Below are 22,610 nucleotides of genomic sequence, written 5' to 3' on the forward strand. Positions count from 1 at the left end.
ACCGCAGGGCTTGCCAGACATCAGGTCGAGAAAGACGAACCGCAGCCGCAGGTAGACGTGGCGTTGGGGTTTTTGATCACGAACTGCGCACCCTGCAGATCTTCCTTGTAGTCGATCTCTGCGCCCATCAGGTACTGGTAGCTCATGGCGTCGATCAGCAGGGACACGCCATTTTTGGTCATGGTGGTGTCGTCTTCGTTGGTAATTTCATCAAACGTGAAGCCATACTGGAAACCAGAGCAGCCGCCGCCTTGCACGAATACACGCAACTTCAGGTCAGGATTGCCCTCTTCGGCGATCAAGTCCGCAACCTTGGCCGCCGCGCTGTCGGTAAACAGGATGGGGGAAGGCATTTCGGTCTGGATGTTTTCGGCAACTGCGCTCATGGGGGACTCCGGTCGGTATCAGGATGCTGCAAATAGTACAGGAATTCGCTCGGGAATTCTTTTACTGGTTATTTGCCGCTAGTTTCAGTGTGGGCTTTTCTTCTGCGCCCAGCAGGGGGCGCAACTGGCCCGCAATCAGGGCGCCTTGGTGCATTTCCAGGGCGGCATATTCCACATCCCCTTCGATGCGCGCTTTGGGCTGCAGCTCCAGCATGTGGCGGGCATGAATTGGCCCCTTCACCGTGCCATTGATGATGATGTGGTCGGCGGTGATTTCACCCGTCACGCTGGCCGAATCGGAAATCACCAGAATGCTGGCCACGGTATCACTGGCCATCACATTGCCCACGATAACGCCATCGACCCGCAGGCCGTCCGAAAAGGCCATATTGCCGTCGATTTGTGTGCCCTCGGCAATCAGGCTCTTGATGGGGGGCTGCTTTTTCTTATTGAACATGGTGAACCTCTGTAAACACTACAGCTTGAGGGTCTGGGTCGCCTTGACCGTAGAACCTTCAAGAACCCGCGCTGACACACTTTTGACAATCACCTGAGGAGGAAGCGCCAACTCGCCCTCCATACGTCCGTACTGCTTGATCTTGATGGGGATAGCCCCATCCGGCAAGGTTGCGAACCAGGGTTTGCCATTCACCGTTCCCGCAAAAGTTAACTCCAAACGACCTGTGAACTCTTGCGTATTGCGGCCCGGCTGCATGACCAGCGCTTGCCATTTTAACGTTCCGGGCGCGCTGAGCTCCGCCTGCAGGCCGCGAATCGCCAAACCTTCGACAGCACCCGCGGGAATCAGCTTTTCAAAGAAGCCCAAATCGTCACGCAAGCCCCGGTTTTCTGCTTCCAGCTGCTTGACCTGCGCTAGCAGTTTTTCGTGCGAAGCCTTCTCAGTCGTTACCAGGGTATCGGCAGTGTTGGCAATGGACTGGGCCTGGTCACGCTCCGTCTTAACATCCGCCAACTCGGCGCGCAGGGTAGCGACATCGGTGCGCAGCTGCATCAGCTCTTCCTTGGAGCCTTTGTCCAACCCTGCAATGTCTTTGCCAAACTCAAATGCCCACAGGCCGATGGCCGAGCAAAAACCGAGCACGATGGCCAGCATGGCCCAGCGAAACGGCCAAGGCAATGCGCTGCGTACCGCCATGCGTGGCGCACTGATGGTGAGGCGGCGGCGAAGGAGGCGGAATCTCATGGAGGGCGAAGTCTAGCAGCCCAAAAGACAACAGCCGCCAGAATTTGCACTCTGGCGGCTGTTGCTTTGCAACGCAATGTTGCGGCGATTAACGCTTGGAGAACTGCTTGCGACGGCGAGCGCCGTGGAAGCCGACCTTCTTACGTTCGACTTCACGCGCATCGCGTGTCACGAAGCCAGCTTGGCTCAAGACGGGCTTGAGTGTGGCGTCGTAATCGATCAAAGCGCGGGTAATACCGTGGCGGGTTGCACCAGCCTGGCCGGACTCACCGCCGCCAGCGACGTTGACCATGATGTCAAACGTTTCAGCGTGGTTGGTCAACAGCAGGGGCTGCTTGCAGATCATGATGGACGTTGCACGACCGAAGAATTTTTCGATCGCCTTACCGTTCACCACGATTTGGCCAGAGCCTTTTTTCAGAAACACGCGGGCGACGCTGGATTTGCGACGGCCGGTGCCATTGTTCCATTCACCAATCATTGGGCGGCCTCTCTCTTCACTGCGTTGGCAGAAATACCAGCGATGTCCAGAACCTTGGGCTGCTGGGCGGTATGGGGATGCTCAGCACCACCGTAGACCTTGAGCTTCTTGATCATGGCGTAACCCAGGGGACCCTTGGGCAACATACCCTTGACGGCTTTTTCCAAAGCGCGCCCGGGGTGCTTGGCTTGCATGTCGCGGAAGTTGGTGGCTGTGATACCGCCGGGGTAACCCGAGTGACGGTAGTACACCTTGTCCAGGGTTTTAGCCCCTGTGACGCGCAGCTGGGCTGCGTTGATGATGACGATGAAGTCACCGGTATCGACGTGAGGCGTGTAAATGGCCTTGTGTTTGCCGCGCAAACGGAGAGCAACTTCGCTGGCTACTCGTCCGAGGACCTTGTCGGTCGCGTCAATCACAAACCACTCGTGCACGACCTCAGCGGGTTTTGCGCTGAAAGTAGACATGAGAATTTCCTAAAAAGGAGTTGGTTTGGCGAGCTCTTTTCCACGGTCGGCGTTCCTCTGATGGGAATCTCTTAGGTGGGGGTACTTTGTAAAAAGCCTTCGCCGCGGAGCCACAAAAGCGCTGCGAAGCCCTCGATTATACAAAAAGCCCCGCCAATCGGCAAATATGCCCTTTTTCAGGGGAGCACGGACTTGTTGTTCTGGTTTTCCCAGCGCTTGCGGTCGGCAATGCAAGCCGGCAAATGCGCGTGCTCAGGCTTTTGGCATTCCCGGTAAACACACATGGTTTTGGTGAGGACCGTGGCATCGGCACACAGCTCGACCGGCGGCGCTTGGACCACCAGGGGTGCCGAGGGAACGGGGGGCTTGGGCTCCACTCGGCTGGGCTTGGCCACGACCGGCTTGTCACCGGCCACCGCTGTGGCGACTGGCGCTGTAGCAGGCTTGGCCACTGCAACAGGTGCATTGCGAGACGTGGGAGCGGAGGCTCCGACGCTAGGCGATGCTGACGGAACAGGAACTTCCGTTACAGGCACTATGCCCATTGGTGCCTCGGATTTTTCCGGCTCCGCAATGGCCGCCTGGGGCGTCGGTTTATGGCCTATGCCTACCGTGAAGACAGCTGCCAGCACCCCGACGACCAACGCCACGACAGCCGCAATCCACCACCCCGAGGGGGCCGTCTTGCGTGGCGTGACGGCCGCTGCGACCTCGGGTTTGTGCTTGCGCCTTGGCGTCACCTGCACCGTTTTGGCCGTTGCCCGCGAGGTCGTGGCGGTCAGTGGCTGGGTGTGTGCCTGGGGAGCAGGCTGGGTGGTGAGCAAGGCAGTAGTCAACGGCACCGAGGCCACTCCGCGCTCCTCCAGCGTGATGGATGGCCCCAAACCCAGGCGCCAGTCGAACCGCGCCATATCGGCTGGCACCTGCAGCGCCATTTCCTGTGCAAAGGCATCTACGCTCTGGGGGCGTCCCGCCGGCTCAATGGTGAGGGCGCGCGCCACGGCCTCTACAAACGCCTGCGAATACAGCTGGCCAAAATGCGTTTCTGCGGTCTTGGCGACTTGGGCAAAAGCGGGCATACGGTCTCGCACCACCCGGAAGGTGGCGGGCAGCGGCGGCTCGTTGCACAGGCAGCCATGCACCACAGCGGCTAGGGCGTACAAATCCGTCCATGGCCCCTCGCGCAGGTCATGCGCATCGGCATACTGCTCGATGGGCGCGTAATTCACCTTCAGGATGGCGGTGTGCTTTTGGCTGGAATCCATCAGCGCGCGGCGCGCGGCGCCCAGGTCCAGCAGCACCGGGGGGCCCAGGTTCTGCAAAAAGATGTTGTCCGGAGATACGTCGCGGTGCAGGGTGTCGTTGTCGTGCAGCACGCGCAATGCCTCCAGCACCGACCACAGCACCTGGCGCAGCCATTCTTCCGAAGGCGGGCCGCTCATGCGGCGGCGGGCTTCCTTGAGGGTGATGCCCTCATACAGTGGCATGGCCATATAGGCCGTGTTGTTGGCTTCCCAAAAGCGGTACACCTTGACCAGCGAAGGATGGTCAAAGCGCGCCAGCAAGCGGGCCTCTGCAATGAAGGACTGCAAACCAGCGTGGAAAGGCTTGGCGTCGGCGGTAGAGCGGGCCGACACCAACAAATCGGTGCCACGCCCTACCAGTGCGGACGGCATGTACTCCTTGATGGCCACGGGGCGGTGCAGTGAGTGGTCGTAACCGCGGTACACCATGCCAAAGCCACCCACGCCCAGCAACGCCTGCAGCTCGAACTCGCCCAGCATCGTGCCGGGCGGCAATGCGTCCATGTGGCCCAGGGACAAAGCCGAGGGCTCGCTGGGCTGGGAGGTGGTATCACTCATGCAGTGGCAACAGTAGGAAGGAGCTCCAGGCTCCACACAATATTATTTTCAGGCCGCGCTTCCAACGTCCCGCCCTGTGGCGGCTGGCCTTGCGTGGGTATCATAGGGGATGTTCAGTTACCGCCACGCCTTTCACGCCGGCAACCATGCCGACGTCCTCAAACACACCGTATTGCTGGCGGTGTTGCGTCATATGACGCAAAAAGATACCGCCCTCAACGTGTTCGACACCCATGCGGGAGCCGGCTTGTACCGGTTGGATGGCGATTTCGCCAAAACCAGCGAGGAAGCCGCGCAGGGCTTTTTGAAACTGGTCGCCGCCAAGCCCGCCACGCCGTTTGCCCCCGCGCTGCAAGACTACGTGGACATGGTGGCTGGCTTCAACAGCACTAACCACTGGAGCGTTTATCCCGGCTCGCCCTTCATCATCCAGAGCTTGCTGCGCGACCGCGACAAGCTCAAGCTGTTCGAACTGCACCCCACCGACACCAAGACCCTGATGGCCAACATTGCCCAGCTCGAAGCGGGGCGCCAAGTGGCCATCCTGCGCGAAGACGGGTTTGAAGGACTGAAGAAGTTTTTGCCGCCGCCCTCGCGCCGAGCGCTGGTGCTGTGCGACCCCAGCTACGAAGTCAAGAACGACTACGCCCGCGTTACGGCCATGGTGGCAGATGCCATGGTGCGCTTTGTCACCGGCACCTACGCCGTGTGGTACCCCATCATTCCGCGCCCCGAGGCACATGACCTGCCCAAAAAGCTCAAGACCCTGGCCAACAAATCGGGCAAGTCCTGGCTGCACGCCACGCTGACCGTGAAGTCCAGCAAGCTGCTGCAGGACGCCGAAGGTGAAATGGTGCGCCCGGGCCTGCCGGCCAGTGGCATGTTCCTCATCAACCCGCCCCACACCCTCAAAGCTGCATTGAAAGACGCCTTGCCGCAGATGGTGGAATTGCTCAAACAAGACGCCAATGCCACGTCCACACTGGAGTCGGGCGGCTAACGCCGCTTCTCTAGGTAAAGCGATTTCGCCTTATTGCACTGTGGGCACCAGCCCCAGGTTTTGGCACAGCGCCAGCGTCGCTGCGCTCTGGTTCATGGTGTAGAAGTGCAGCGCGGGGGCGCCACCGGCGCGCAGCTGCTCGCACAAATCCGTCACCACTTCCAGCCCAAAGGCCTTGATCGAGGCCACATCGTCACCATAGCTTTGCAGGCGCAGGCGAATCCAGCGCGGGATTTCGGCTCCAGACGCATCCGAGAAACGCATCAACTGCGTGGAGCTGGTGATGGGCATGATGCCGGGCACCACGGGCACCTCCAGCCCCAGCGCATCCACCTCTTCCACAAAGCGGAAGTAGGCGTCGGAGTTGTAGAAATACTGGGTGATGGCCGAGTTGGCACCGGCCTTGACCTTGGCGGCAAAGGCCTGCAGGTCGTGGGCCGGCGACTTGGCTTGGGGGTGCACCTCAGGGTAGGCCGCTACTTCAATGTGGAAGTCATCGCCGGTCTCCGTGCGGATAAAGGCCACCAGGTCGCTGGCGTAGTGGAACTCGCCACCCGCACCGTAGCCACTGGGCAAGTCGCCACGCAAAGCCACCAGGCGCTTCACGCCCATGGCTTTGAGGATGGCCAACTGCTCGCGCACCGTGTTTTTGGTCGCACCGATGCACGAGAAGTGCGAAGCCGCGCTCACGCCCTCGGCCAGGATCTCACGCACCGCACCGAAGGTGCCCTCTTGCGTAGAACCGCCCGCACCAAAGGTGACCGAGCAAAAATCGGGGCGCAGCGCATACAGCTGCTGGCGCACGCCCCGCAGCTTTTCCGCGCCTTCGGGCGTTTTGGGGGGGAAGAATTCCAGGCTCAGCGGAATTCGGTCGTTGGTAAACATCAGCATCTCCATCTCACACGCCCCGTACACGCGGGGCCTGCGTTCAGCCCGCTTTGCGGGCGCAAATGAAAAATTCGCGGTTGCCGTCGCCACCCTCAATGGGCGAGTCGAACCACGCGGTGACCGTCAGGTCCAGTTCGGCACAGGCCTCACGCAGGCGCTGTTCGACGATGGCGTACATGTCCGGGTCTTTGACGATGCCGCCCTTGCCTACCTGGCCGGGCTGCAGTTCAAACTGCGGCTTCACCAGGGTTAACAAAGTGCCACCCTCGCGCAGCAACGGCACCGCCGCCGGCAGCACCAGGGTTTGCGAGATGAAGGACAGATCCGCCACCAAGAGGTCAAACGGTGGCGCGAATTCGGGCGGCAAAGCGGCCAGGTCGGCCTCCTCGCGGCTGTCATCGGAACCGTCAAAGCCCTCGAAGGTTTCGCCATCTTCTTCTACGTCAAATTGGCCATCAGCCCCCGTGCTGTCTGCATAAGCAGCTATCAAATCTGCAGCAGACAGGGTCCGGGCGTTGACGCTCTCCACGCACAAGACACGCGCATCCTCGCGCAGGCTGGGGTGCAGCTGGGCACTGCCCACATCCACCCCCACCACCGCGGCCGCACCGGCTTGCAGCAGGCAGTCGGTGAAACCACCAGTGCTCTGCCCCACGTCCAGGCAACGCAGCCCCGTCACCGACAGGCCCACGTGCTTGAGGGCGGCCTCCAGCTTCAAACCGCCCCGCGACACATAGCGTGCCTCGGAGTCGTCCAGCAGCTCGATGGGGGCGTCCTCGGGCACGTCATCGCCATTCTTGACCACGCGTTTCCAGACCTCGCCGCCCGCTTCCATCTTCTGCCACTGCACGCCATCGGCGATCAGGCGTTGCGCCTGTGAGCGGGTGCTGGCCAGCCCGCGCTGTACCAGCAGTTGGTCTATACGCATGGAGTCCTTGGCTTAATAGCGGTAGGTGTTTTTCTTGTACGGACCGGCTTTGGAGACGCCGATGTACGAAGCCTGCTCGTCGGTCAGTTCGGTCAGCATGGCGCCCACCTTCTTCAGGTGCAGACGGGCCACTTTTTCGTCCAGGTGCTTGGGCAACACATAGACCTTGCCGGCCTTGTATTCCTTGGGCTTGGTGAACAGCTCGATCTGGGCGATCGTCTGGTTCGCAAAGCTGGACGACATCACGAAGCTGGGGTGGCCGGTGCCGCAACCCAGGTTCACCAAGCGGCCCTTGGCCAGCAGGATGATGCGTTTGGCAGGCTTCTTGCCCTTGGCCGGGAAGATCACATGGTCCACCTGGGGCTTGATCTCTTCCCACTTCAGCTTTTCCAGCGAAGCGACGTCGATTTCGTTGTCAAAGTGACCGATGTTGGACACGATGGCCTGGTCTTTCATGGCCTCCATGTGCTTGTAAGTGATGACGTTCTTGTTGCCGGTGGTGGTCACGAAAATGTCGGCCTTGTCGGCGGCGTATTCCATGGTCACGACCTTGTAGCCTTCCATCGCGGCCTGCAGGGCGTTGATGGGGTCGATCTCGGTCACCCACACTTGGGCAGACAGCGCGCGCAGGGCCTGGGCAGAGCCCTTGCCCACGTCACCGTAGCCAGCGACCACGGCCACCTTGCCCGCGATCATCACGTCAGTGGCGCGCTTGATGCCGTCCACCAAGGATTCGCGGCAACCGTACAGGTTGTCGAACTTGCTCTTGGTCACAGAGTCGTTCACGTTGATGGCGCGCAGGGCCAGTGTGCCCTTGGCGGACATTTCTTCCAGGCGCATCACGCCGGTGGTGGTTTCTTCGGTCACGCCGATGATGGCCTTCAGGCGGCGGCTGTACCAGGTGGGGTCCACCTTCAGCTTGGCCTTGATGGCGTTGAACAGACAGATTTCTTCTTCACTGCCGGGCTTGGCCAGCACCTTGAGGTCCTTCTCGGCGCGGGCGCCCAGGTGCATCAGCAAGGTGGCATCGCCGCCGTCATCCAAAATCATGTTGGGGCCTTCGGTCTTGGAGCCCTTGGGTCCAAATTCGAAGATGCGGTGGGTGAAGTCCCAGTACTCTTCCAGCGACTCGCCCTTGTGGGCAAACACGGGGGTACCGGCGGCCACCAGAGCGGCTGCAGCGTGGTCTTGGGTGGAGAAAATGTTGCACGAGGCCCAGCGCACGTCAGCGCCCAGGGCTTGCAGGGTTTCGACCAGCACGCCGGTCTGGATTGTCATGTGCAGCGAGCCGGTGATGCGCGCGCCCTTCAACGGTTGGGCCTTGGCGAACTCTTCGCGGATGGACATCAGGCCGGGCATTTCGGTCTCAGCAATGGTCAGCTCTTTGCGGCCCCAAGCGGCCAGGCTGATGTCGGCAATTTTGAAGTCTTCGGTCTTGGCCACGGGAGCCTTCACAGCCTTGGGGGCGACGGATTTAACGGCGGCCTTGACAGCCTTGGGGGTCTTGGAAAATTTCAACACAGCGCTCATGGTTCACTCCAAAAGTTCATTTGAATAAACACTGGCGGGCGGGGATTCAAGAGGCAAAACTCACCGCACACAAACCAGTGGGTGAGCGCCGTTGGGAGGCACAGCGCAGGGCACGCCGTGTTTTCCGAGCCTCACTCGCCGCGCCGCTGGGGGCATCAGGCGAGCTGCAACGCTCCTCGGAAGTGGCGCATTTTAGCCTGTTGCCACGGACCGCGGCAACAGTTTGGGGTTTATCGCACCGGGCCGGTGGTGGTGCCCAGCTGCAGCCCGGGCTGGCGCAGCAGGTGGTAGGGGCCGTCTTCAGGCGCATGCAGCACCTGGAAGACCATGTCCGCCAGCGCCTCGCCCGTGGTGTGGGGTGTGGGCTGGGTGACCGTGGTCACCGGCATGCCGGTGAGCAACGTGTCCTGCGGAATGTCGCCATGCACCACGACCGAAATGTCTTGCCCCACACGCAAACCGGCATCCATCAGCCCGCGGATGATGCCCACGCCGCCCAGGTTGTTGTCCACCAGCACGGCCGTGGGCCGCGGGTGCATGGCCAGCAGGGCCTGCACCGCCTGCAGCCCGCTGCGCCGGTCTTGCACATCGCCCACGCGGTGGTGGGCCGGGCAATCCAGGTTACGTGCCTTCAGCGCGGCCATGAAACCGCGGTGGCGCTGGAAGGCAAAGTTCAACTCTAGCGGCGCGTGCACATAGGCAAAGCGCGTGTGGCCCAACGCCAACAAATGCTCCACGGCCAGGCGGCTGCCCATGTCGTTGTCAAAGTCCACCCAGGAGTACGCGTCACATGCATGCGTGCGGCCGTAGCCCACAAAGGGGTAGCCCTTCTCCAGCAGATAGTCCACGCGCGGGTCGTGCACACGGGTGTTGGGTACCACGACCGCGTCCACCCGCCCGCCCAGGAACAAGCGCTCGTAAAACGTCAGGTCGGTTTCATTCTTGGCCACGGCCAGCAGCAGGTCCAGCTGTTTGCTTTGCAGGCGTTCGCCCAGGCCATCGGCCATGTCCAGGAACTGCGGGTTGCCCAGGTTTTCCACCGCGGCGGAATAGACAATGCCCACCGCATCGGTCTTGCCACGCACCAGGCGACGCGCGCCCGCATCGGGCCGGTAGCCCATGGTGGCCGCCATGGCCTGCACGCGCTCGCGGGTCTGCTCGTTCACATCGGTGTAGCCATTCAAGGCGCGGCTGACCGTGGAGGTGGATAACCCCAGTGCACTGGCCAGTTGCTTGATGCTCACACGCTGCTCCGCTCGTTTCGCTGTTGGAGCGCGAGTGTAAGGGCAAGCAGGCTGCGGGCGCCCTCTGTAAAATACCGAGCTTCTCTCTGGTGGCCCGCCCCTGTGCGCTGCCCACACCCGACCTTGGACCCCCTGTGACCTACGCCCCCGAAACCCGCCGCCGCCGCACCTTTGCCATCATTTCCCACCCTGACGCCGGCAAGACCACGCTGACCGAAAAGCTGCTGCTGTTCTCGGGCGCGATCCAGATTGCCGGCTCGGTGAAGGCGCGCAAGGCCAGCCGCCACGCCACGTCCGACTGGATGGAAATTGAAAAGCAGCGCGGCATCTCGGTGGCATCAAGCGTCATGCAGATGGTCTACCGCGACCACGTGATCAACCTGCTGGACACGCCCGGCCACAAGGACTTTTCGGAAGACACCTACCGTGTGTTGACCGCGGTGGACTCGGCCCTCATGGTGATTGACGCGGCCAACGGCGTGGAAGCGCAGACACGCCGCCTGATCGAGGTGTGCCGCCAGCGCGACACACCCATCATCACCTTTGTGAACAAGATGGACCGCGAAGTACGTGAGCCGCTGGACATCCTGGACGAGATCGAACGCGAGTTGGGCATGCCCTGCGTGCCCATGACCTGGCCCGTGGGCCAGGGCAAGCTGTTTGGCGGCATCGTCAACCTGCGCACGCAGGCCATGACGGTGTTTGAATCCGGAAGCGAACGCCGCCCGCAGGACTTTGATGCCGTGCCATTGAACGACTCCGCCTCGCTGGCCCAGCGCTTTGGCCACGAGTGGACCACCGCCATGGAAAGCATGGAGCTGGCCACCGGCGCCTCCCCCGCCTGGGACTTGGAGGCCTTTTTGGCCGGCAAGCAAACCCCCGTGTTCTTCGGTTCGGGCGTGAACAACTTTGGGGTGATGGAAGTGCTGGACGCCCTGGTGGACCTGGCGCCCAGCCCGCGCAGCCGCACCAGCACCACGCTGGTGAACCGCCAGCCCGTGGTGAAAGAAGTGCAACCCGAAGACGACGCCTTCAGCGGCGTGGTGTTCAAGGTGCAGGCCAATATGGACGCCAACCACCGCGACCGCATTGCCTTCGTGCGCATGGCCAGCGGCAAGTACACGCCGGGCATGAAGCTGAAAGTAATGCGCACCAGCAAAGAACTGCGCCCCACCAGCGTGGTGACCTTCATGAGCCAGCGCCGCGAGGCGGTGGAAGAGGCGTACGCGGGCGATATCGTGGGCTTTACCACCCACGGCGGTGTGCAATTGGGCGACACGATTACCGACGGCAGCGTGAACCTGATGTACACCGGCCTGCCCTTCTTTGCGCCCGAAATGTTCATGACCGTGGTGTTGAAAAACCCGTTGCGCACCAAGCAGCTGCAACAGGGCCTGGCCCAGCTGGGCGAAGAAGGTGCCATCCAGGTGTTCCGCCCCGAGATGGGCGGCAACATGCTGCTGGGTGCCGTCGGCCAGTTGCAGTTTGAAGTGGTGCAGCACCGCCTGAAGGCCGAGTACGACGCCGACATCCGCCTGGAAGGCAGCCAGTACACCGGCGCACGCTGGATCACCGCCGACACCCCGGCCGAACTGCGCGAGTTTGTCTACGCCTACCCGCAGCGCATGGCCAAGGATGCGGCCGACACGCTGGCCTACCTGTGCACCAGCCCCTACGACGTGCGCCTGGCGCAAGAACGCTTTCCCAAGATCCACTTCCACCCACTGCGCGAGCACGCGGGCTTGGCGCTGCAAAGCGCGGGCTAATGGGCTAGCCCCGTCGCCGGCGGAAGTAAGATCCAAAGCCCGCTGTACCAGCGGGCTTTTTTTATGGCTTCACCGGACAGGAGCACCCCATGCCATTCCCCGCCTCCCTGCGCCTTGTCAGTGCGCTGTTGCTTGCAAGCCTGGGCGCTGCCACCGGTGCCGAACAACTGAAGCTGCGCATCCTCGAGACCACCGATGTGCACATGAACCTGCTGAGCTACGACTACTACCAGGACAAACCGACCGACCAGTACGGCCTGGCACGCACCATCAGCCTCATCAAGGCTGCGCGCAGCGAAGTGCCGAACAGCCTCTTGTTTGACAATGGCGACCTGTTGCAGGGGAACCCACTGGGCGATGTGGTGGCACGCGTGGCGCCGCTGCAGGCCGGCCAGACGCACCCTGCCTACAAGGTCATGAACCCGCTGGGTTACGACGCAGCCAACCTGGGCAATCACGAGTTCAACTACGGGCTGGACTTTCTGCGCCGCTCGATCGCCGGGGCCAGCTTCCCCTATGTGAATGCCAACGTGCTGCTGGCGGACGGCAAACAGGACAGCGCTACGCCCACCCACGCCTTCACCCCTTATGTGCTGCTGGACCGCACCTTCAAGGACGCCAGCGGCAAGGCGCAGCAGCTGCGCGTGGGCGTGATCGGATTTGTGCCGCCGCAGATCATGCAGTGGGACAAGGCCAATCTAGAGGGCCAGGTCGTCACACGCGACATGGTGGACATGGCCCGCCGCTATGTGCCCGAGATGCGGGCCAAGGGCGCGCAACTGGTGGTGGCCATTCCCCACTCCGGGTTCGAGAAGGGTGAGGTCGGCAGCTTTGCGGAAAACGCCGTGTCGCGCCTGGCCGAAGTGCCCGGGGTCGACGCCATTCTGTTCGGCCATGCCCATGCGGAGTTTCCAGGCAAGGCCTTTGCCGCCTATCCCAAGGTGGACATCGAGCGCGGCACCATCAACGGTGTGCCCGCCGTCATGCCCGGCCGCTGGGGCGACCACCTCGGCGTGATCGACCTGACGCTGGACAACAGCAGTGGGGCCTGGAAGGTGGTGGGCAGCCAGGCCACCATCCGCCCGATCTTTGACCGCGCGGCCAAACAATCACTGGCGGCAGAAGACCCCATGGTGATGCAACGCATTGCCACGGAGCACCAGCGCACGCTGGACTATGTGCGCAACAAGGTGGCCGTGAGCAGTGCGCCCATCTACAGCTACTTCGCACAGGTGGCGGACGACCCGTCCATCCAGATCGTGTCCAACGCGCAGATCGCCTATGTGAAGCGCGCCATGCAGGGCACCGACTACGAAAAATACCCAGTGCTCTCGGCCGCAGCGCCGTTCAAGGCGGGCGGGCGCCAAGGTTGGAACTACTACACCGACATTCCCGCCGGCCCCCTGGCCATCAAGCACATGGCCGACCTCTATGTCTACCCCAACACGCTCAAGGCCGTGCTGATCACTGGCGCGGAAGTGCGTGAATGGCTGGAAATGTCGGCCGGCCAGTTCCTGCGCATCGACCCGCAGGGCCCGGCACGCCAGCCGCTCATCAACGATGCATTCCCGTCCTACAACTTTGACGTGATCGATGGCGTGCAGTACGAGATCGACGTGACCCAACCGGCGCGCTACGACGCCAAAGGCCAGCTCACCAACCCCGATGCCCACCGCATCCGCGACCTGCGCTTTGCCGGCAAACCCATTGTGGACACCGCACGCTTTGTGGTCGCAACCAACAACTACCGTGCATCCGGCGGCGGCAACTTTCCTGGTCTGACGGCCGACAAGATGGTGCTGGATGCACCCGACGAAAACCGCCAGGCCCTGGTGGAATACCTGCGCATGTCGGACAAGCTGGCGGCGAACCACACCGTCAACCCGTCCGCAGACGCCAACTGGCGCATTGCGCGCATCCCCGGCGTGCACCCCAGCTTTCTTTCCGGCAGCGCGGCGGTCAAATTCCTGGATAAACACCCCAGCATCAAACTGGTGCAAGACAACGGCGACGGCTCCGCCCTGTACGAATTGACCGACTAACACCACAGAACAAGCCACGCACGCATGCAAGCCCTGACCCGCTGGCCCGAAGCAGCCCGCCGCCATCTGGTGGGCGTGTTCACCGACATTGACGACACGCTGACCACCGACGGCGCCATCACGCCTGATGCGCTGCAGGCGCTGGCCGACCTAAAGGCGGAAGGCCTTGTCGTCATTCCCATCACCGGGCGACCCATTGGCTGGTGCGAGCCCTTTATGGCCGGCACGCAGGGTGCGACATGGCCCGTGGACGCCATGGTGGCGGAGAACGGCGCGGTGGCCTTTGTGCATCAAAAAGGCCTGCAGCCCCCGTCGGATATGCGCAAGCCGCTATCAAAACTGCATCAACAGGACGCAGCCACCCGCGCCGCCAACCAGGCCCGCATGCAGACCATTGCCGCGCAGGTGGTGGCCGAAGTGCCCGGTGTGCAGCTAAGCCGCGACAGCGCGGGCCGCGAGACCGACCTGGCGTTTGACTACGCCGAATTCGCACGCCTCTCGCCCGACACCGTGCAAAAAGTGCTGGCCGTGTTGCGCCGCGCGGGCATGCAAACGACGGTGAGCAGCATCCACATCCACGGCTGCTTTGGCGACTTCAACAAATGGCAGGGCGCCTGCTGGATTGTGCGCGAACTGCTGGGGCGTGACTTGCCCAGTGAGCTGGACCGCTGGGTGTTTGTGGGCGATTCGGGCAACGACCAGGCCATGTTTGAACACTTCACGCACAGCGTGGGCGTGGCCAACATCGCGCGCTTTGTGCCGCAGCTGGCCCACCTGCCTGGCTATGTGACGACGGCCGAGCGCGGCGCCGGCTTTGCCGAAGTGGCGCAGGCGATTTTGCAGGCGCGTGGCCTATGAGCGACGCGACCGTACAACGCAGCTCCGCAGGCTCTCCGATGGGCCTGCTCAGCGTGTTTGGTTCCACGCTGTTCCAGCTGTCGGGCGTGTTCATGCTCTCGCCACTGATGCTGGTGCTGCTGAAAGAGCGCGAGGTGTCCACCACCGTGGCCGGCCTGTTTGCGGCCACCACCTGGTTGGGCATCTTTATCGTCACACCGTTTGCCTCTGCGCTCACCCGGCGATGGGGCCAGCGCAAAACCATGTGGTTTGCATCGGCCGCGCCGCTGCTGGCGGCCATTGGTTTCTTGACCACCGACACGCTGTGGCTGTGGTTTGCGCTGGAGCTGCTGGCCGGTGTGGCAGGCGGGCTGCGCTGGGTACTTGCCGAAGCGTTCATTGCCGAGTTCTCCCCACCGGACCGGCTGGGCCGCACCATCGGCATCTACGCCACCATGGTGGGCGCCACCTTCATCATCGGCCCCACGCTGCTGGCCTGGGTGGGCTCGGACGGCCCCATTGCGCTGGGCTTGGTAATTGCCCTGCTGAGCGTGGGCCTGGTCTGGACGGCGCTGATTCCCGTGGTGCCGCCCCATGCCGAATCGGCCAACGCACGCGTTGGGCTGGCAGGCCTTTGGCAGGCGGTGCGCAGCCACCCCATCATCATGCTGGCCGGTTTCATCGGCGGCTTCTTTGAGCTGGGCCTGGCCTCTATCTTGCCGCTGTACGGGCTGGCCATGGGCCTGGGTGCCGCGGCGGGCGCGCTGTTGATTTCGGTAAGCGGCCTGGGCAGCACGATCATTGCCATTCCGGTGGGCATGGTGGCGGATCGCTTTACCGACAAGGTGCGCGGGCGGCGCACGCTGATGGCCGTGTGCGTGGCCATCGCGCTGATGGCTGCCTGCGGGCTGCTGCTGGTGGCGCAGGTGCATTGGCTGGCATGGCCCATCGTCTTCGTGCTGGGCGCGGCGGGCAGCAGCCTGTACACGCTGTCCATGACGGACATTGGTGCGCGCGAACAGGGCATCGCGCTGGTCAACAGCACCGCGGTGCTGGTGCTGAACTACACGCTGGGCGGGTTGGTGGCCTCCGCCATATCGGGGGCGCTCATCGACTGGTCGCCCCACATCGGCTTTCCCCTCGTGCTCATTGCGGTAGCTGCTATCGGTTTGGTAGCACTGCTGCGCACCCAACGCGCGGGCAGGTTCTAGGCCACCACCGTGCTGGCCCTAGGCGTGGGCCTTCTTCTTGTGGTGGCTTGCCTTGTGGGTGGCGGTTTTTTTGGTGCCAGACTTGGCCCCCTTGGAAGACGTCTTGCCGGTGGCCTTTTTGGAAGCCTTGCCCTTGCCCGCATGCCCCTGCTTCTTGCCGTGTTTGGCACTGCGCGCCTGGTGAGGCTGCCGCGGCGGCGGCACCATCAGGTCTTCGATCGGCACATTGGAGCGCTGGGCGATGGCCGCCCAGCCCATACCCTGGGCACGCAGCGGCAGCACCCCGGGCAACTCTTGCACCCCACTAGGTGTCTCTGCCGCGCCGCCATGCAGGGCGGCGCGCAGCTGTTCGGTGTTGGGTTGGGGCACGCCCTGCTGGGCCAGCGTGCTCTGCGCCATCTTCAGCGCCAGGCGCGCTTCGCCATAGCCCAGGGCACCAGTGGCGGGGCCCACGCCCGCCGCACCGCTGGGGCGGGTGGGCTGGCCGCTGCGCAGCGTGTTCACCAGGGCCTCGGTGTCCTCCCGGCTGCCCAGCCAGGGCGTGAATTCGGCCACCAGCCGTTCGGACAATTCGTCCGTAAACAGACTGGAAGATGCGGGTTCTGCGGGAGTGGCCGCCGACACGGGGGCGGCCACTGCGAGCAGCGCACCCAGCAGGCCTGCGGCCAGCCACTTGGAAATGTCTCGTTTCATGGGGCGCTAGCTTAGCTTGCCTGCGGTGAGGCATCGGTCGGGCAATTGTTAATCGCCGGTAAATCCCTGGAGCACGTTGACGGCGTTGATGCCGACCTCTTCCACCGCATAGCCGCCCTCGAAGACAAAGGCCGTGGGCAAACCAGCCTTCGCCAGGCGTTCGCCCACGCGCAGGTAGTCATCGCTTTTCAGGGTGAAGCCCGAGATGGGGTCGCCCTCAAAGGTGTCCATGCCCAGGGAGACCACGAGCGCTTCGGCACCAAAGGCCTGGATGGCTACCAGCGCCGTGTCCAGCGCCTGCGCCCAAGTGGCGTAGTCGGTCCCGCGCGGCAGCGGCAGGTTCAGGTTGGTGCCCAGCCCCGCGCCCTGCCCTTTTTCATCGGCATGGCCCAGGTAGAACGGGTACTCGGTGCGCGGATCACCGTGGATGCTGGCGAAGAACACATCGGGCCGGTCGTAAAAGATGGCCTGCGTGCCGTTGCCGTGGTGGTAGTCCACGTCCAGCACCGCCACCTTCTTCATGCCTGCATTGCGCAAGTGCTGCGCGGCCAGCGCGGCGTTGTTCAGGAAGCAGTAGCCGCCAAAAAAATCCATGCCCGCGTGGTGGCCCGGTGGGCGGCTCAACGCGAAGGATGCGCGGTCGCCCAGTACGAGTTGCTGCGCCGCACTGAGCGCGCAATGCGCACCGGCACGCGCCGCCACCCAGGTGCCACTGGTGAACGGCGAACCCGCGTCGTATGAGTACAAGCCCACCTTGGCCGAAAAGTTGTCGGGCTCAATGTCGGTACGGAAGGTGCGCGTGGGCCACACAGAGGGCAGGATGTCCTTGTCCGCGTTGGCCGGGTCCAGCGCCACCCACTGGTCCCAGGCCGTGGCCAGAAAGTGCAGGTAGCGCGGGCTGTGGATGGCGGTCAGCGCGCTGTCGTCAAACGCGTGCGGGTTTTGCACCGTGCCCAGCTGGCGGCGCTTGAGCTCCGCCAGCACATGGTCGGCACGCGCCGGCACTTCAAAACACGGCACCAGCGCGCCGCGAAACATTTCGACTTTGCCCTGGTGCTGGGCGTGGAGGTGGTTGTAGAAAGTGATCATGGTGTGTTCATTGTGAGGGAGCTTTGTCCGGTTCAGCCGGCCGCACCACCAGTTCGTCATACCCGGTTTGGGCGTCCGGCTCACGGCTAAACTGCCAGTCGGGCAGCAAGGCCAGCAGCACCTCGGCCGTGGTGAGCACGGTGCAACCCGGCGCCACATGCCCGCCCAGCACCTGGCCCGTGGCGGTGGAAATCGCCATGTGCATATGTGAACTGGTCTTGCCGCCATCCACCGCTACCGTGCCAGACAGCGTGAGGATTTCCATGCTTTCGGTTAGCCGCGTGGGCTGCTCTGCGCCCGCCAGCCGGATGCCCGCCGTGGACAGGCTACCGATGCCGGACAACACAAAGGCTGCGCGGCAGTTCTGGCTTTGCACGGCGGCTTCCAATGCGGCACGCAGGTCTTGCCCTGGGGTGAGACGGATGGGGAAGGTTCTTATGGGTTGCATATCAAATTGGCCTCTAGCCCGCGTCTTCATTGCGCCAGCAGCTTCTCTTTTAATAGCACCTTAACTTGCCAGCCAAGCGACAAACGCCGCGTTCACCGCCTCCGGCTGCTCCATGGTGCTCATGTGGCCGCACTGATCCACGATGCACAGCTGGGCGCCGGGAATGGTGTTGGCGATTGCCTCGTGTTGGATGGGTGGGCTCCAGAGGTCTTCGCGGCCGGTGAGGACCAGCGTGGGGCAAGTGATGGTGGGCAGCACTGGCGCAGCGTCAGGCCGGTTCAGCAGCGCGTGGATCTGGGCGGCGAACTGCGCGGGGCTGCTGCGCTCCAGCATGTCCAGAATTCGTTCAAACAAGGCGGTGCCAAGCACGCTGGGGTGCACCATGCCACTGGCCCACTGCGCGCCCATGGCGCGCATGCCGCGGCTTTGTGCCAGCGCCAGCAGGGCCATGCGGCCGTCCTTTTCTTTGGCGCCAGCTGCACCTGCGGCCAATGCAGGCGTGCCCGTGTCCAGCAGGGCCAGGCGCTCCACGCGCTGGGGCGCCATGCGCATGACTTCCAGCGCCACACGCCCGCCCATGCTGTGGCCGGCCAGCACAAAGGTGCGCGCGGGTGCGGTGGCCAGCACATGCTCGGCCATGGCGGTGAGGGTATCCAGCGGCCCCCACGACGGCACATGGCAAGTGGCGTGGGATGCGAGCGCCTGCACCTGCGGCGCCCACACCGCTGCGTCACACATCAGGCCAGGGAGAAGAACCAGGGTGGTGTCGGTCATGCCTCAGACTGTAGCGTCTGGCAAGACCACCTGCACTTCCAGCCCGGGCAGCGCGTTGCGCACGGCAAAGGTTCCGCCATGCGCCTGCGCCACCAGACGACACAGGTACAGGCCCAAGCCAACGCCACCGCCTTCGCGGGTGCGGGCGGCGTCAGGCCGGTAGAACGGTTGGCCCAGGTTGGGCAATTGGGCCTCCGCCACGCCGGGGCCGTGGTCGCGCACGGTGATGGCGATGCTGCCGTTGGGCTGGCGCTGCACGCTGAGTTGCGGCGCGGCGGGCTCGCCGGTGCTGTGGCGCAATGCGTTGTCCAGCAGGTTGCGCACCAGCAGGCGGATGCGCGTGGGGTCCAGCGCCATGCTGGGCAAGCCGGCCTGCACATCCACGGTGATATGGGGTGCGGCGGCGTGGGCCACTTGCAGCTCGCACACCACGTCGTGCACCAGGGCGGCCAGGTTCACCGGCTCGCGGTACAGGGCCGCATGGGGGTTGGCCAGGCGTTCGCTTTCCAGCAGGTCGGTTACCAGGTCGCGCATCAGCGCCAGGTCGCGCAGCAGGGCTTCGCGGCTGGGCTGCACCTCGGCGGTTTCGGGTAGCAGCTCAGTGTTCAGGCGGGCGCGGGTCAGCGGGCTGCGCAGTTCGTGGCTGATGGCTAGCAGCAGCGTGCGCTTGGCCTCCAGCATCTGGTGGATGTCTGAGCCCATGGTGTTGATGGTGTGGGCCAGTTCGCCCAGCTCATCGGGGTGGTGGAAGTGGCGCACCACAATCTTCTGCGAAAAATCGCCCTGGCCGAAGCGCAGGGCGCCGGCGCGGATGTCGTCCAGCGGGCGCAGCATGCGGCGCACGCGCACATAGGCCAGTGCGGTAAGGCTCAGCAAAATAGCCAACGTGGCCCAGCCAATGAAGCGCGGCCGGTCGTGCCAGGCCTGCACGCTCACGCCAAACTGGATGCGGTGGCCGTCGGCCGTGGTGCGCTCGTAAAAGCGCAGCTCGTCGCTCTGGCTGCGTTTGTCGTCCATCCAGCCGTGGCCGTATTCGGATTCCACATGGCTGCGCCAGTTCACATTCGGGCCACTGATGCGCACGCTGAGGGGCAAACGTTGCGTCAGCGACTGTGCGCGCTCAATGCTGGGCGGATTGCCGATGTCAGCGGCCAGCTTGTCGATGTAGTCCACCACCAGAGGTTTGGCCGCATCGCGCCAGCCCACCGACAAAGCCGACTGCATGCCGAACAGAAAGCACGCGGCCATAGCCATGGCCAGCAGCACAAACATGGCCACCAGGCGTACGCGCAGCGAATGGGCCAGCGCCTTTTTGGCGCGGCGGCTGGCGCGCATGCACGCCTTGAAACCGTGAAGCCTCATGGGGCCGCGCCCGCCAGAGCCAGCGTGTAGCCCGCGTTGCGCAGGGTCTTGATGCAGTCCAGCGGCTCCAGCTTCTTGCGCAGGCGGCTCACCACAATGTCCACCGCGCGGGTGTAGAGCTCGGCCTCATGGCCGCGCAGCTGGTTCAGGATGTCGTCGCGGCTGAACACTTTGCCGGGCTCGCGCGCCAGCAAGTACAAAAAATCAAATTCGGTGCTGGTCAGGTCCACCGCCTCGCCCTGGCGCTGCACGGTGCGGGTGGTGCCGTTGACCACCAGGCCGTTGAAAACAAACGTGTTGGCGTCCGTCGCCACCGGCTTGGCCACTGCAGGCAGGCGGCGGCGCAGCACGGTTTGCACCCGGGCTACCAGCTCACGCGGCTCGAAGGGTTTGGGCACATAGTCGTCCGCGCCCAGCTCCAGCCCCACCACACGGTCCATCACCTCGCCACGCGCGGTGAGCATGATGATGGGAATGTCGCTGTCCTTGCGGATGGCGCGGCACAGCGAGAAGCCATCCATCTCAGGCAGCATCACATCGAGGATGGCAGCGTCCACCCCGCCCTGCGCCAGCCGAGCCAGCCCTTCGCTGGGCTTGAGGGCGCATTCCAGCACCATGTCAAAGCGCGCGAAGTAGGCGGCCAGGGGCGGGCCCAGTTGGGTGTCGTCGTCAATCAGCAGGATGCGGTGCATAGGCGTTATTGGGTGGCCTGCGCATTGTCCCACCGGCTGCGGTGGCGCAGGATCAGTTGGCGCACGCGCCGCTGCTCTTCGGCGGCCAGCTGGTCAAACTGGTCGGCAGCACTTTGCACGGTGTGCAGCACCTGCGGCACGTAACCGGGGCGACGCTCCAGCAGGGTGTGGGCGTGCTCGCGGTCAAAGCGCGGGCCCCACACCAGCGCCATCACTTCGGCGTGGGGTTCCTCGTATCCTTCGAACAGCACTGCGCCATAGGCCCGCAGCGGAGCCACCAGCGCGTTCAAGGTAGTTGTGGCCATGGTGGCTTATCCGCGGTTGAACCAGTGACCCCGACCATCCATGTAGTCGCGCACTTTTTGCTGCTGGGCAGGGTTCAGGCTGTTGTAGAAATCGGCCAGTGCGGCAATCACCTCGGGGCTCTTGGCCTGCACGGCTGCGGTCTTGTCGTTGATCAGGGTCTGGGCGCGGGCAGCGTCAAACTTGTCGCCCGCCACCAGGGCCTTGATCTCGGCACGCGGGTCTTTTGTCTGGCCAATCAGCGCAGTGCGCTGCTCAAACAGCTTGTCGCCCAGCGTGGCCAGGCGCTTCTTCTGGTCTTCGTTCAGGTCCAGTTTGCTGGCGGCCTTGTCGACCATCTTGTCGCGCTTTTGTGCGTACTGCTCGGCACTCATGTTGCTGCCGTAGTCATGCGGACGGTGGCCGCAAGCGGACAAGCCACCGATAAGCAGGGTGGCGCCCAGTGCGCCGATGAGGGTACGTTTAAGGGTGCTGCGGAAGAAGTGTTTCATGCTGACCTTTCGAATCCCGAAGGATGTGTTGAAGATGACTGCAATGGTGCCGGCGCAGGCCTGATACAGGGTGTCAGGGCAGTTGCGATTTGTTTCGCTTTATGTCGCGGCCTAGAACGCGTACGTCAATGCCACCAAGCCCGTCGCGGCACTGGTGCGACGGACCATGGGCGCGTCTTTGGCATCGCCCATCAAGCTGGTGTGGCTGAGCACGCCGGTGAGTGCCACACGCGGCGTGAACAGATAGGTGAGCGAGACCCTGGCCGTCACATCGCGCAGGCCGGCGGAGGGGGTGTACACCGCATAGCCACTGGCGGCAGCCTGCGCGGGTGTCACGCCGTAGTAGGACTGCAGGTAGTCGCTGTTGGCATAGGTGACCGTCAGCCCGGCGCCCACGCGCCAGTCCGCACCTAGCGGGCGGCCGAACTCCAGCCCCACATCCCACAGCGCGCCCTTGTTGCCCACGCCAGAGCCTGCGCGCAGGCCGGTCTTGGCGGCGACACCACCGCCCAGGGCGTAGCGCACAAAGCCACCCAGCTCGGCACTGGGGTCCACATTGCCCAGCCCGCGCAGTGCGGTGCTGCGGCCCTCTTCCCGGCCAAGGTCCACGGTGAGCTTGGCGCCGTATTGCAGGTCACCCGTGGTCCACTGGCGGCCCACGCCGTTGAAGCCGGCAAACCAGCCGTTGGCCCACTCGTAGTCGAGCACGGGCAACACCAGGTTGCGCGTTTCGTCCGAGCCCGAGTACTCGTAGGTGCCAATGGCGGCCAGGCCAACACGGCCACCGTCTTTCGGTGCCTGTTGGGCGTGGGCTAGGGGCATGAACGCAGCACTGGCCAACGCCAGCGCCGACAGGGGCACGGTGGATACACGGAGGAACATGGGGAAACTTTCAGAAAAGAAGGCGATGGT

The 22,610-nt window shown here is 63.6% G+C and carries 24 protein-coding genes and 1 riboswitch; of the genes, 5 read left to right on the forward strand and 19 right to left on the reverse strand.

Going from position 1 to position 22,610, the window contains the following annotated elements; all coding sequences use genetic code 11:
* Positions 1-20 precede the first annotated feature (20 nt).
* The 6 genes from erpA to AC097R_RS18965 form a co-directional block, all read right to left on the reverse strand.
* Positions 21-386 (reverse strand): iron-sulfur cluster insertion protein ErpA, encoded by a 366-nt coding sequence (gene erpA, locus AC097R_RS18940; protein ID WP_310344961.1) that lies wholly within the window; start codon positions 384-386, stop codon positions 21-23.
* A 61-nt stretch (positions 387-447) separates the two neighbouring features.
* Positions 448-843 carry a bactofilin family protein gene (locus tag AC097R_RS18945; RefSeq protein ID WP_479599772.1) on the reverse strand — a complete coding sequence of 132 codons (396 nt, stop codon included), beginning with the start codon at positions 841-843 and terminating at the stop codon, positions 448-450.
* Between the two features lie 18 nt (positions 844-861).
* Entirely contained in the window at positions 862-1,590 is a 729-nt protein-coding gene (locus tag AC097R_RS18950) for a DUF6776 family protein (RefSeq protein ID WP_479599773.1), read from the reverse strand.
* Positions 1,591-1,678: 88 nt separating this feature from the next.
* A complete protein-coding gene (gene rpsI, locus AC097R_RS18955) occupies positions 1,679-2,071 on the reverse strand; it encodes a 30S ribosomal protein S9 (protein WP_094477218.1) in 393 nt (130 codons plus the stop codon).
* A complete protein-coding gene (gene rplM, locus AC097R_RS18960) occupies positions 2,068-2,538 on the reverse strand; it encodes a 50S ribosomal protein L13 (RefSeq protein ID WP_310344953.1) in 471 nt (156 codons plus the stop codon). Before rplM ends, rpsI begins: the two co-directional genes overlap by 4 nt.
* Before the next feature lie 176 nt (positions 2,539-2,714).
* Positions 2,715-4,400 carry a serine/threonine protein kinase gene (locus AC097R_RS18965; RefSeq protein ID WP_479599774.1) on the reverse strand — a complete coding sequence of 562 codons (1,686 nt, stop codon included), beginning with the start codon at positions 4,398-4,400 and terminating at the stop codon, positions 2,715-2,717.
* 109 nt (positions 4,401-4,509) lie between these two features.
* On the opposite strand from AC097R_RS18965, the gene AC097R_RS18970 reads away from it, so the two are divergent.
* Positions 4,510-5,400, forward strand: coding sequence for a 23S rRNA (adenine(2030)-N(6))-methyltransferase RlmJ (locus AC097R_RS18970; protein WP_479599775.1), 891 nt, complete (start codon positions 4,510-4,512; stop codon positions 5,398-5,400).
* Positions 5,401-5,430: 30 nt separating this feature from the next.
* Here the strand turns inward: AC097R_RS18970 and metF are convergent, their stop codons facing one another.
* The 4 genes from metF to AC097R_RS18990 all read right to left on the reverse strand — a co-directional run bounded on the left by metF (position 5,431) and on the right by AC097R_RS18990 (position 10,107).
* Positions 5,431-6,285 (reverse strand): methylenetetrahydrofolate reductase [NAD(P)H], encoded by an 855-nt coding sequence (metF, locus tag AC097R_RS18975; RefSeq protein WP_479599776.1) that lies wholly within the window; start codon positions 6,283-6,285, stop codon positions 5,431-5,433.
* Positions 6,286-6,328: 43 nt separating this feature from the next.
* Positions 6,329-7,216, reverse strand: coding sequence for a TlyA family RNA methyltransferase (locus tag AC097R_RS18980; protein ID WP_479599777.1), 888 nt, complete (start codon positions 7,214-7,216; stop codon positions 6,329-6,331).
* A 12-nt stretch (positions 7,217-7,228) separates the two neighbouring features.
* A complete protein-coding gene (gene ahcY / locus AC097R_RS18985) occupies positions 7,229-8,746 on the reverse strand; it encodes an adenosylhomocysteinase (protein WP_479599778.1) in 1,518 nt (505 codons plus the stop codon).
* A gap of 76 nt (positions 8,747-8,822) precedes the next feature.
* Positions 8,823-8,930: riboswitch (S-adenosyl-L-homocysteine riboswitch) on the reverse strand.
* Between the two features lie 46 nt (positions 8,931-8,976).
* On the reverse strand, positions 8,977-10,107 hold the full coding sequence (locus AC097R_RS18990) for a substrate-binding domain-containing protein (RefSeq protein WP_479599779.1): 1,131 nt from the start codon (positions 10,105-10,107) through the stop codon (positions 8,977-8,979).
* Positions 10,108-10,124: 17 nt separating this feature from the next.
* On the opposite strand from AC097R_RS18990, the gene AC097R_RS18995 reads away from it, so the two are divergent.
* The 4 genes from AC097R_RS18995 (at position 10,125) to AC097R_RS19010 (ending at position 15,846) form a co-directional block, all read left to right on the forward strand.
* The gene (locus tag AC097R_RS18995) at positions 10,125-11,756 is read left to right on the forward strand and encodes a peptide chain release factor 3 (protein ID WP_479599780.1); all 1,632 of its coding nucleotides are present in this window, start codon (positions 10,125-10,127) and stop codon (positions 11,754-11,756) included.
* Positions 11,757-11,845: 89 nt separating this feature from the next.
* On the forward strand, positions 11,846-13,798 hold the full coding sequence (locus tag AC097R_RS19000; RefSeq protein ID WP_479599781.1) for a bifunctional 2',3'-cyclic-nucleotide 2'-phosphodiesterase/3'-nucleotidase: 1,953 nt from the start codon (positions 11,846-11,848) through the stop codon (positions 13,796-13,798).
* A gap of 24 nt (positions 13,799-13,822) precedes the next feature.
* A complete protein-coding gene (locus AC097R_RS19005) occupies positions 13,823-14,656 on the forward strand; it encodes an HAD-IIB family hydrolase (protein WP_479599782.1) in 834 nt (277 codons plus the stop codon).
* On the forward strand, positions 14,653-15,846 hold the full coding sequence (locus AC097R_RS19010) for an MFS transporter (RefSeq protein ID WP_479599783.1): 1,194 nt from the start codon (positions 14,653-14,655) through the stop codon (positions 15,844-15,846). Before AC097R_RS19005 ends, AC097R_RS19010 begins: the two co-directional genes overlap by 4 nt.
* An 18-nt stretch (positions 15,847-15,864) precedes the next feature.
* Here the strand turns inward: AC097R_RS19010 and AC097R_RS19015 are convergent, their stop codons facing one another.
* The 9 genes from AC097R_RS19015 to AC097R_RS19055 form a co-directional block, all read right to left on the reverse strand.
* Positions 15,865-16,539, reverse strand: a complete 675-nt coding sequence (locus AC097R_RS19015; protein WP_479599784.1) for a hypothetical protein — start codon at positions 16,537-16,539, stop codon at positions 15,865-15,867.
* A 48-nt stretch (positions 16,540-16,587) separates the two neighbouring features.
* Positions 16,588-17,628 (reverse strand): histone deacetylase family protein, encoded by a 1,041-nt coding sequence (locus AC097R_RS19020; protein WP_479599785.1) that lies wholly within the window; start codon positions 17,626-17,628, stop codon positions 16,588-16,590.
* Positions 17,629-17,635: 7 nt separating this feature from the next.
* Positions 17,636-18,067 carry a PPC domain-containing DNA-binding protein gene (locus AC097R_RS19025; RefSeq protein WP_479599887.1) on the reverse strand — a complete coding sequence of 144 codons (432 nt, stop codon included), beginning with the start codon at positions 18,065-18,067 and terminating at the stop codon, positions 17,636-17,638.
* Positions 18,068-18,136: 69 nt separating this feature from the next.
* Complete coding sequence (locus AC097R_RS19030) at positions 18,137-18,850, reverse strand: alpha/beta fold hydrolase (RefSeq protein ID WP_479599786.1); 714 nt, start codon at positions 18,848-18,850, stop codon at positions 18,137-18,139.
* A 3-nt stretch (positions 18,851-18,853) separates the two neighbouring features.
* A complete protein-coding gene (locus AC097R_RS19035; protein WP_479599787.1) occupies positions 18,854-20,185 on the reverse strand; it encodes a sensor histidine kinase in 1,332 nt (443 codons plus the stop codon).
* A gap of 23 nt (positions 20,186-20,208) precedes the next feature.
* Complete coding sequence (locus tag AC097R_RS19040; protein ID WP_479599788.1) at positions 20,209-20,904, reverse strand: response regulator transcription factor; 696 nt, start codon at positions 20,902-20,904, stop codon at positions 20,209-20,211.
* Between the two features lie 5 nt (positions 20,905-20,909).
* Positions 20,910-21,209 carry a hypothetical protein gene (locus AC097R_RS19045; protein ID WP_479599789.1) on the reverse strand — a complete coding sequence of 100 codons (300 nt, stop codon included), beginning with the start codon at positions 21,207-21,209 and terminating at the stop codon, positions 20,910-20,912.
* 6 nt (positions 21,210-21,215) lie between these two features.
* Positions 21,216-21,698, reverse strand: coding sequence for a Spy/CpxP family protein refolding chaperone (locus tag AC097R_RS19050; RefSeq protein ID WP_479599791.1), 483 nt, complete (start codon positions 21,696-21,698; stop codon positions 21,216-21,218).
* A gap of 111 nt (positions 21,699-21,809) precedes the next feature.
* Positions 21,810-22,580 (reverse strand): MipA/OmpV family protein, encoded by a 771-nt coding sequence (locus AC097R_RS19055; RefSeq protein WP_479599792.1) that lies wholly within the window; start codon positions 22,578-22,580, stop codon positions 21,810-21,812.
* Positions 22,581-22,610: the final 30 nt, after the last annotated feature.

It is taken from the genome of Rhodoferax sp. ZS1R25, from assembly GCF_056521335.1.